The organism is Haliscomenobacter sp. (genome assembly GCF_033763495.1).
GTDB lineage: Bacteria > Bacteroidota > Bacteroidia > Chitinophagales > Saprospiraceae > Haliscomenobacter.
On sequence record NZ_JANRKL010000254.1, the window covers coordinates 1 to 10,574 of the forward strand.

Annotated in this window: 6 protein-coding genes; 5 read left to right on the forward strand and 1 reads right to left on the reverse strand. The window is 43.9% G+C overall.

The window, feature by feature from the left end; genetic code table 11:
- Positions 1-35 precede the first annotated feature (35 nt).
- Positions 36-4,700, forward strand: coding sequence for an AAA family ATPase (locus tag SFV55_RS29685; RefSeq protein ID WP_320033234.1), 4,665 nt, complete (start codon positions 36-38; stop codon positions 4,698-4,700).
- Positions 4,701-4,719: 19 nt separating this feature from the next.
- On the opposite strand, the gene SFV55_RS29690 is transcribed toward SFV55_RS29685, so the two are convergent.
- On the reverse strand, positions 4,720-5,370 hold the full coding sequence (locus SFV55_RS29690) for a response regulator transcription factor (protein ID WP_320033235.1): 651 nt from the start codon (positions 5,368-5,370) through the stop codon (positions 4,720-4,722).
- A 659-nt stretch (positions 5,371-6,029) separates the two neighbouring features.
- Here SFV55_RS29690 and SFV55_RS29695 point away from each other — a divergent pair.
- The 4 genes from SFV55_RS29695 to SFV55_RS29710 all read left to right on the forward strand — a co-directional run bounded on the left by SFV55_RS29695 (position 6,030) and on the right by SFV55_RS29710 (position 10,227).
- Positions 6,030-6,896 carry a universal stress protein gene (locus SFV55_RS29695; protein ID WP_320033236.1) on the forward strand — a complete coding sequence of 289 codons (867 nt, stop codon included), beginning with the start codon at positions 6,030-6,032 and terminating at the stop codon, positions 6,894-6,896.
- 96 nt (positions 6,897-6,992) lie between these two features.
- Positions 6,993-7,955 carry a histone deacetylase family protein gene (locus SFV55_RS29700; protein WP_320033237.1) on the forward strand — a complete coding sequence of 321 codons (963 nt, stop codon included), beginning with the start codon at positions 6,993-6,995 and terminating at the stop codon, positions 7,953-7,955.
- 3 nt (positions 7,956-7,958) lie between these two features.
- On the forward strand, positions 7,959-9,332 hold the full coding sequence (mnmE, locus tag SFV55_RS29705) for a tRNA uridine-5-carboxymethylaminomethyl(34) synthesis GTPase MnmE (protein WP_320033238.1): 1,374 nt from the start codon (positions 7,959-7,961) through the stop codon (positions 9,330-9,332).
- Between the two features lie 181 nt (positions 9,333-9,513).
- Positions 9,514-10,227, forward strand: coding sequence for a hypothetical protein (locus SFV55_RS29710; RefSeq protein WP_320033239.1), 714 nt, complete (start codon positions 9,514-9,516; stop codon positions 10,225-10,227).
- The last annotated feature ends 347 nt before the right edge of the window (positions 10,228-10,574 follow it).

Here is a 10,574-nt window from a genome sequence, read left to right on the forward strand (position 1 = left end):
CAATTGCCTTAAGTGAGGATTTTCAAGCATTATTTTTGCTGGATTTTGACTTGGCTCGTTCAGGTAGAGCTCTGATCCAAAAGCAACAAGCACTTCCCATTTATGATTTCCAATTGCCGTATTTGTCGCCCGAGCAAACAGGTTTATTGCCTGCATCAGGCGACCTGCGTTCTGATCTTTACATGTTGGGTTGTGTCTGTTTTGAAGCCTTGTTTCAACGTCAGTTGTTTTCGGCACAGGATGCTCGTTCGTGGCTATATGCCCATGTTTCTCAACAGGTTATATTGACTGCATCCGAATCCGCTTCTGTTTTTCCAGCCCTACACCTCATTTTGAACAAACTTTTGGAAAAAGATCCGCATCAACGCTACCAAAGTGCCGTTGGTCTAAAACGTGATTTTGAACGTTGTTTACAATTGTTAGGTGATTCGAATACCTCTGCTACGTTTTTGCCGGGTTTAGAAGATACTGAGCCTGAAATCGAATGGGAAAAGTACCCACTTCAACCATTTAATTTGCTGCAACGATTTGACGACGAGTTGTCTTTTTCGGATGCAGGTCTTTGGGTTCTGGAGAGCAAATCGGGCATGGGGCGAACCCGTTTGCTACAAAATTGCCCAGCTCCACCCAATCGCGGAATGATATTGATGGGACGCTTTTCATTTAACAACCAGCGTATTCCTTATCATGGGTGGAAAGAAGCTTTTGAGCAGTTGGCCGAACGCCTGATGCAGGAGGATCAATCTTCTTTGGCCAAGTGGACAAAGCAATTGCTGCAGGAGATCCCTTTGGGTGCCAAAATTTTGGGCAATTGGATTCCTGCTTTTCGATTGAGCATCCAGGGCAGTGATCTAGAGCATGTAGAAGTGCCCCTTCGAGAAGCTAAAAATCGCTTTTTTTCGGTCTTAAAAACCCTGTTGAGTATCATTGCCCAGGAGCGAATTCTGTTACTGGTTTTGGATGATGTCCACCATGCTGATTCAGCATCCCTTGAACTACTGGAAAACTTGATCCTGGAACCACCCACTCTTCCACTTCGATTTTGTCTCAGCGTTGAATCCAATCACCAAAACATTGTACTTTCCCGCTTACTCAACCACACGAACTACCCGATCAAAAAAGTGCAACTCGCCCCTTTGGGTGATGAAGAAATTTTACCTTGGCTTGGCAACACCCTCGGTCCTACACAATGGGGAATTGTAGATTTAATTAAAGTGTTAAGTAAAAGGGCTCAGGGAGTACCTAGAACCTTGGTTCAAAACCTGTTGTATCACCAACAACGCAAAGACATTTGGTATAATTTTGGGACCTGTTGCTGGGAATGGAACCTAGAGGCCATCCGCCAGCAAAATACCATCCCGGGCCCTGAGGTGGATTGGGCATTGGCACAGGATCAAACCAAACGTGCGGGGCAAAGAATTGCCTTATTGCAATTGAATACCTTTTCAGAAAATGACCTTGAATTTTTGTTGGCTGGTGTTGACAACCCCCAGTTGTTGCTGCGTAGAGCCAGGGCACAGGGCTTGGTGGAAGTCAGCCTTAACAAGCAATTGCAAACTCAAAAAAGCTACCGCATCATCCCAAATGCCTTTTGGGATAAAATCAGGCAATCGGTTTCTGCCGAAGAAGCAATTCTTATTCATCGTGAAATCATTGCCTGGTATAGCCAGGAACTTAGTTTTGAAAATCAAACCAGAATCTCCGATCATTTCGAGTGCATCGGATCTCAACATTGGGATTCGGATGAAGCAGAAAAGGTATTTCAACTCAATTGTGAATGTGGCCAGAAAGCTTTGCAAAATTATGCTTATCAAGTCGCCAATGTCTACTTCTCTCGGGCCATCAGCTATTTGCCCGCTCAATCCTGGGAGTTGAAATACCAGCAAACCTTACAACTTTTTCAAGATGCTGCTTTTGTAAAACTGCATACCGGGGCATATTTGGAGGCATTGGACTTAATCGAAGCCATTTTCAAACAAGCCAGCATTCCCGAAGATAAAGCCATTGCCGTAGAATTACAAATGGAAACCTGGAAGCTGCGCAACGACCTCAACAAAGCTATTGACTGCGGCCTGGCTTATCTAAAAGACTTAGGTTTGCCAATGGAGGCAAATCCACCAGACTGGAAGTCAAAAATGCTCTTTTCCAAAGTCCTATGGCCCTTTTTATGGCACAGGGAGTCTAGTATCATTCTACAAAAAAGGGCTGATGACCACAAAGCCCATGCCAAGGCCAAAATCCTCATTGCACTGGGCCCTTTAGTCTACTTGGGCCGTCCTTCGCTCCTTAGTGCTATTATGCGTGAGGAACTTTTGTTGGTTTTTAAACACGGACACTTTGACCATTCTGCTTATTGGTTTGCCAGCCTTGCTATGGTGTTACGAGGGCATTTGGGCTGGGTCAAATCAAGTGCGAAGGCGACCAATATTGCTGAAAAATTATTGGCTTCACTGGACTATCCACATACCCGCGCCAAAACGCTTTTTGCCCTCAATTTTTTTGCCTACCACTGGCAAAAATCACTCGCTCAAACCATTACTGCAGGTAAACAAAGTTTGGATTTGGCTTTGCAAACCAATGATTTTGAATTCGCGGCTTATTCAATGCTGCTGATTTGTTCACATTCTTTAGAAGCCGGAATTTATTTGAATCAAATCAATGCGGATCTGGAGCAATTCATTGGCAATACTGCTTCAATCTATCAAATCCCACAACTCAATCTGCTCAAAATTTACCGCCAATATTTCAAGTCTTTGACTCTATCTGGGGCAGAAGATGCTTTTGAGCCAATTGAAGATCAGCCAGAATGGTATCGAGACCGTACGGCCGTTGCTCTTCGATACTTACTTGAGCTGGAAAGCCTTTATTTTTTCAGGGCCTATTCCAAAGCTACCGAAGTAGCTGTTCTTCGTGCTCCTTTGCAGGATACAGGGGCTGCAACGGTATTTTTTGCCAAGTTCATTTTTTTTCAGGCTCTGGCTTTGCTCGCTGAGTACTCAGAAAAGGAATTAGGGAAAAAGGAACGAAAAACGGTCAAAAATGCACTTCGGGATTTTGGGAAATGGAGTAAAAAAATGCCGGATACTTTCGCAGCTAAAGAGGCTCTTCTTTGCGCAGAATGGCAACAATACCTGGGCAATGAAGACCGAGCCACCAGGCAATATGAAAAAGCCATTCATTTGGCCGCACAAAACAATTGCTTGTGGTTACATGCTTTGGCCTGGGAGCGGCTTGGGCAGTGGTCTGAGCGCAAACGCAACCTGAGTCTTGCCCAAGTCCAGCTTCTCAAAGCAAGGGAGTTATGGAAAGAATGGGGCGCTGAAAATAAAGTGAAGCAACTCGATCAAAACCTGAGTTCAATCCAATTGCCAAGCACCGGCTTTTACCACACAGAAGATGAGCTAAGCGCGGTGTTGCAAACTGCCTCTACCATTGTAGGCGCTTTGCGTTATGAAGATTTGTTGGATAAATTGCTGCGCTTATTGATTGAAGAGTTTGGCGCTCAAGAGGGCTTAATTGCCCGAGTCATTGATAAAAAGGTTCAACCCGAACTCCAGGCCTTTTACAAAGGGGCCGAACTCATTTGCCGGGTCCCTGAACAAGAAGACCGGGTTCTGCATTATTTGCCTCAGTCGCTTATTCAGAGAATACTTGAACAAAAGAAACAGCAGGTCATTCGTCGCACTGCCGAGTACGAATCCATGCGTCCTAAAGCGTCTGACCATTTGCCGGCTGTACTTTTTGTATACCCCATCGTCAACCGAAATCAAGTAATCGGACTTCTGTTCTTGGTGCATCACCAACTCAACAATCTTTTTCAGGAGCGCGACTTGCGCAGAATGGAACTTTTGGCGGGTCAATTGGGTGTTTCTTTTCAAAATGCCTTGTTGTACCGCGAAATGGAGCAGGAAGTCACCAAAAGGACTGAAACCATTGAACGCATCAATCAGGAAATTGTACACAAAAACCAGCGACTGGAAGCACAGATTGAGTTAGAAAAGAAACTAAAAAATCAACAAATTGAATTGAATGAATTAAAAATTCAAACCATCGAGCAGGAGCATCAAATGCGGGTCGCCAATGCTGAAATTTTGGCACAGGGACTCGAGCGTAAAAAGATAGCCGAAGACCTGCACGATAATGTTAAAAGTAGCCTGACCGCAGTGAATATTCAGTTGACCGTTTTGGACAACCAAAACATTAAAAACGAGGCGAAAGGTTCCATATTAAAAGCACGGCGCTCCTTAAAAGAAGCCCAGGAAGAATTAAATCGGATCATGCTCAACATTAGCCCAATTACCTTGCATGATTTTGGTTTGGAGGGAGCTATAAGTACCTATTGCGACAATTTTTCTACTCAAGAATTCCAAATTATCTTTGCTTCCAATTTGCAGGGTGCACGTTTTAACTCGAAGGTAGAACTATGTTTTTATTCAGTGTGTAAGGAATTACTGGCAAATGCGAATAAGCATGCCAATGCTAATTTGATCAATGTTGAACTAAACTATGATCCTGAGGAGTTTCAACTTTATCTCCTGGTCAAGGACAACGGAGTAGGCTTTAATAAAGATCAAAAATTTCGTAAAACTGCAATGGGGATGGCTAGCATTCAGTCAAGGGTCAAGTTTATAGAAGGGGACATGGTGATCACTACTGCACCCGGTAAAGGGGCCTCAATTCTAGTCTATGCTCCAGTGTAAATCATCAGATAAAATAAAATTATATAAGTCCAGCTATTTCAGCAATTATTCGCAGTTCAATCGTGGTCTTAGCCTGTAATTTGTCTTTGATGTTTCGTCGATGGGTTTGAACAGTGTTTAGAGAAAGATTTAATTTTTCGGCAATTTCCCGATTCTTCATTCCTTCAACGATCAAAACCAAAATTTCTTTTTCTCTATCTGATAAAAGCGCCACTAACTTTCGTATTCGCTCCTCTTCATTCAGGAGGTGTAATGAACGCTGTGCCCTAATGGAACTACTCCTATATTGGCCACCTGCAGCAACTGTTTTAATGGCTTCGAGGAGTTCACCAGGTTCGTCGTTTTTCATCACATAGCCTTGGATGGATTTTGCACTGGCGTCCCGAAACGCTTTACTGACATCGTCGTTCGAATACATAATTATTTTGAGGGAAGGCCGGTGTTTGATTAGCCATTCAACCAATTCATGCGTTTCCTGGATTGGTCTGCGCAGTCGATAATCCAGAATCAGGATATCGGCATCCTGGTTGCGCAGCAATTGTTTGAGTTCTTCCGGAGAGGAAGCTGCTCCAATAAAATGCGCTTCTGGCAAGATTTTTAATAAATCTAAAATCCCACTGGTGAGTACTTTATGATCATCAGTGATCGCGATTCGGTATGAGGCTGGCATTGGACAATATTTGAGGTAAATGGAACAACGAATAAAAGATTTTTTTTTATAAATCAGAAAATTTCTCCTGTTTTACTTACAAGTGAGTATATGCTCATGTTGCATTCGACCCTACCTTTGAGGTATTGGGAAATACCCTAACTTTTGCTTGATCATTCCTTCTTATTCATAATAAACCTAAAGCCCAGCACCTATCCGTAGTTTATTTTTTTCAGACCCTCAATAGGACACTATTTTGCTGACCAACTCCAAATAATGATATTGTTTAGTTCAAAATAGATACGCTCTTTAAACCCCGGGAACCTCAGTAATCTGTTATTCAAAAAATTATTTCCAAAAGCCTGTAGGATGCCATTTCCTACGGGCTTTTTTGTTGGAATAAAAAAAGAGCATCCTCCGAGAGGATGCTCCAAGATTCCCTAAAATCACCCGAATTATTAATCAATAATAGCGATTAACTGCCACAAATAAAGCGGTTTTGGGATGCTGAGTTGATGACATTTATCATGTAAACACTTTGATTTTTGTCAAAAAACTGGATTCTGTCGAAAATGTTTTTTTTTGTAAAGTCACCCTTGGCCTCTGACATAACTCATTGAAGTCAGCGTGGATATTGAGCTTTTTTGCAAGAACTAAGTACTAGCAATCAATCAATGATCATGAGCCAAGTAAAAAAAATACTGTTCCCGACCGACTTTTCGCCTACGGCGCAAAATGCATTCAAACATTGTTTGATCCTAGCGGATTATTATCAGGCGAAAATAGAGGTACTGCACGTGGTGTTTCCCGAATACGCCGCGATGGATGTCCCGGTGGTTTCGATGGCCACAACCCGTGAAAAAGCCGACGCTGCTGTACCCGTGATGCACTCATTTGTAGAATTGGGGCTTTCACAAACCCAGGCTTTGTACACCTTTACGGCCATTCCCAGGGTAGAAGAGATGGTAGAACTCGGTATTGCAGTAGGTACTATCGTCAAACTGGCCAACGAACACAATGCAGACTTGATCATGATGGGCACCAAGGGTTCACACAATACGCTGGAAAAAGCCTTCGGGAGTGTTTCAACTGGGGTCATTGAGCAGGCCAAATGCCCGGTAATGCTTATCCCTGAATTTGCCCAATGGAAACCTACCCATATTGTAGCCTACGCCAGCGATTTATCGGAGTCTGATCCTTATCATTTTTGGAAAGCGGCCGAAATGCTGACCCCTTTTCATCCCCTTTTGCATGTAATCAACATCCACAGAGGTGATGCTCATGATCAAATAGCCATTGATGAGTTGAAAAAAATCTTCAGCAACAACACCCCGGCAGTGCAAATTTCTTTTCATCAAGAAAAACATGATTCCGTAACGGATGGCCTGGAAGTCTTTGTTGACAATTATGGAGTGGATTTGCTGGTGATGTATTCGCCTCATCGCTCCTGGGTCGAACGATGGTTTCACCACAGTCAAACCCGGGATGTAGCATTTACGACGCGGATTCCGTTGCTGGTAATACGAGTTGAGAAGTTTAGGGGTTGAAGAGTTGAGAAAACGACGCTTCGGCTACGCTCAGCGACCGTTTTCTCAACTCTTCAACCCCTAAAACTTCTCAACTTTTCACTCTATCTTTAAAGCATGAAATTACTATACAACCGCATCTGTAATCGCCATGATACCGGAATGCACCCGGAGAACAAAAAACGCCTGGAGGTATTTTCAGATATTCCAGAAACGGAATTCCCCAATGGAGAGCAATACCTGGAGTTGGTTCATACTCCTGCTTACATCAACCAGGTCCGGGAGGCGGCCCATTTGGGAGCTCATCTCGATCCCGACACAGTTGTTTCGGAGGGAAGTTATACTGCTGCATGTCATGCCGTAGGGGCAACCATTTTAGCCATGCAAAACCAGGATTTTGCCCTGGTGCGCCCACCCGGTCACCATGCTTATCGCGATCGGGCCAGCGGTTTTTGTTTGTTCAACAACGTGGCCATTGCCGCTCAATTGGCAGCTAATGAAGGCAAAAAAGTCTTAATTTGTGATTTCGATGGCCACCTGGGGGATGGCACTTCGGCTATTTTTTACCAATCGAATCAGGTCATGTACTGGTCGATGCACCAATACCCCGCTTTTCCCGGGCATGGTTTTGTTGATGAATTGGGAGCGGAAAAAGGCTTGGGTTACACCTTGAATATGCCACTGCCACCGGGTAGTGCCGACGATATTTTTATGGATGCCTTTGGTCATTTTTTGCCCCTGGCTGAACAATTTCAACCCGATGTGGTGGCCATTTCCGCAGGTTTTGATGCCCACCAATACGACCTGTTGCTTGATTTAAAAGTGACGACCAATACCTATTACCAGATCGGGCAATTGCTCCGGGAGCGTTTTTCCCATATTTTTGCAACCTTGGAGGGGGGCTACAATATCCCTGAACTGCAAAAATGTGTGTATGCATTTGAAGCGGGAGTGAATGGGATGCCTTTGCCTCCCCCCTGTGAAGAAGTGCGCACCACCTCGGGTATGCGCGTGTGGGAAACGTACGAGATGTACCTGCACGGCACACTGGGGAAGCTAAAAAAACACTGGAAGGTATAACTTATGTCCGATACCATCATTGCCCTCGCCACTCCTCCCGGGGTAGGCGCCATTGGAGTCATCCGTTTATCTGGTCCAGCTGCGATTCAGCTGGTAGATGCCGTATTTCATGGCAAAAAACTGAGTGAACAAGCCAGTCATACCATTCATTTTGGCACGATCCGGGATGAAAAGGACCAGATTCTGGACGAGGTTTTGGTGTCCCTTTTTATTGGGCCACGTTCTTATACCGGAGAGCACGTGGTGGAAATCTCCTGCCATGGCTCCAATTACATCATCCAGGAATTGATTCGGCTTTTCATCCGCAAGGGCGCCCGACTGGCTCAACCGGGGGAGTTTACCATGCGGGCTTTTTTGAATGGTAGAATGGACTTGTCGCAGGCCGAAGCCGTGGCTGATTTGATTGCTTCCAATTCTGCAGCTGCCCAACAAGTGGCCATCAAACAATTGCGCGGGGGCATTTCCAACGAAATCAAAAAACTGCGGCAAGAACTGATCGATTTCGCCAGTTTGATCGAACTGGAGCTGGACTTTGGTGAAGAGGACGTGGAATTTGCCAACCGCGACCAACTGCGGGCTTTGGTACAAAAACTCCTGCGCCTGATCCACAAACTCAGCGACTCCTTCCAATTGGGCAATGCCATCAAAGAAGGGGTAAACACGGTGATCGCCGGGCGACCCAATGCCGGAAAATCTACTCTGCTCAATGCCCTGCTCAACGAGGACCGAGCCATTGTCAGCGAAATCGCAGGTACTACGCGGGACACCATCGAGGAGTCGCTCAACATCCAGGGCATCCAGTTCCGCATCATCGATACTGCGGGTATCCGCGAAGCATCGGATGCCATTGAAGCGATTGGGGTACAAAAAACGCTGGAAAAAGTGCGGCAATCTGCGGTACTGATCTACTTGTTTGACGTCATCAAAACCCAACCCGCGGAATTGGAAGCGGATCTGGCGCAACTGATCCACGACGAAACCCAACTACTGGTGGTGGCCAATAAGATGGACCTCAATCCTTACACGGAATACAAACACTACGCCAATCCCTATTTTACCGCCGAGCAATGGATTCCCATCTCTGCTGCCAATGAAATGAACATTGAATACCTCAAAGAACGCCTCTACCAAACGGTGGTGGGGCAGGAGGCTGGTATGGATGGAGCAGTAGTGAGCAATGCCCGGCATTATGAAGCGCTATTGCGGGCACAAACCAGCCTGGAGGCGGTGATTCAAGGTTTGGACAATGCAGTAACCACGGATTTTGTGGCGATGGACATTCGGCACGCGCTGGCCTACCTGGGCGAGATCACGGGCGAGATTTCAACGGAGGATTTGTTGGATAATATTTTTTCGAGGTTTTGTATCGGGAAGTGAGCAGGCTTTAAGAACAAAAACTCATTGCTTCCGACTCAAGTACACCCCAACCAAAATCACAGCCATACAGCCCCAATGCAATAGCCCTATTTTTTCCCCATCAGCTAATGCCCTTGACAGAATTAACAAAATAATTAATACTGCTCCTTACCAATAATGGACTTTAAAAATCTTTCGATACATGAAGAAGACTCAATTTTGGTATTTATTCATTTTGCTGGCATGGGGTTGTACCCGACATATAGAGCGACTAGGGGATAACAAACAAGAAGGCTTTATCAACAAGAGAATCAAATTTGTTGATTATTCAAAAAAATCGACAAGCTACCAACCATTGAGCGGTATTCTACTAAAAGTGGATTCGCTTTCTTTTTTTAGAGATACCACTACCATTGAATTTGAAAATATAAAAACAACCTGGAGTGTATACTTGGCTTCTGTTGGTTTAAAACTAGGAGAATGGAAAGGACTAAAAATGGAGAGCCTAAAATACTTAAAGGTAGAGCAGGTTAAGTTTAGAATTTCGGTTACTACTGATAGTAATAAATCCATCCATCAACAATTGTTTAACGAAGCCTGGATGAATGCAGATAGTGTAGAAAATGGCTCGGTATACCCGGATACACGTATAGGTATTCAAAGAAAAAACCAAGTCTTTTTGATTTATAAATTGAACGAACTAAAAGATGGCAATGAGTTGATTATCAGTACTATGGGTAAGGTTTTAAAAATCAAAGCGTTATCGACAAATGATGAAGATTTGGACTGGAGTATTAACTATGTAATGTATGAACTCTTAGAAGGAGTAGCTTTTAAAATGGATGAGACTTCTATTTTTATACCTTCTTTTGCTCTGGATTTATCATCCGAAGAAATATTGAATCTGAAGGAATAAATTTTTCATCTTCAACAACAAATCCAACAGGATTTGGTCGTCATTCAGGGAAATCCGCTCGTTTAAGTCTCTTTGACTCAACTTCAAATATTGCGGGGTTAACAACCTAATTAATACTGCTCCTTACCAATAATGGACTTTAAAAATCTTTCCATACATGAAGACTCAATTTTGGTATTTATTCATTTTGCTGGCATGGGGTTGTACCCAGGGCAAACGCATTAAAATTGGAAAAAAGGATGAGAAGCCCTAGCTTTGGAAAAAGTCAATGGGAGAAAGAATTCAATCAGCGCAACTCCAATCTTTAATTGCTCGTTTTGAGGATATTAAAGATAAGAGAATAAAAA

Coding starts and splice junctions, on each gene's coding strand:
- SFV55_RS29690 (WP_320033235.1), bottom strand. CDS start 5,370: ATGCCAGCCTCATACCGAATCGCGATCACTGATGATCATAAAGTACTC.
- mnmE (WP_320033238.1), top strand. CDS start 7,959: ATGTCCGATACCATCATTGCCCTCGCCACTCCTCCCGGGGTAGGCGCC.
- SFV55_RS29710 (WP_320033239.1), top strand. CDS start 9,514: ATGAAGAAGACTCAATTTTGGTATTTATTCATTTTGCTGGCATGGGGT.
- SFV55_RS29700 (WP_320033237.1), top strand. CDS start 6,993: ATGAAATTACTATACAACCGCATCTGTAATCGCCATGATACCGGAATG.
- SFV55_RS29695 (WP_320033236.1), top strand. CDS start 6,030: ATGAGCCAAGTAAAAAAAATACTGTTCCCGACCGACTTTTCGCCTACG.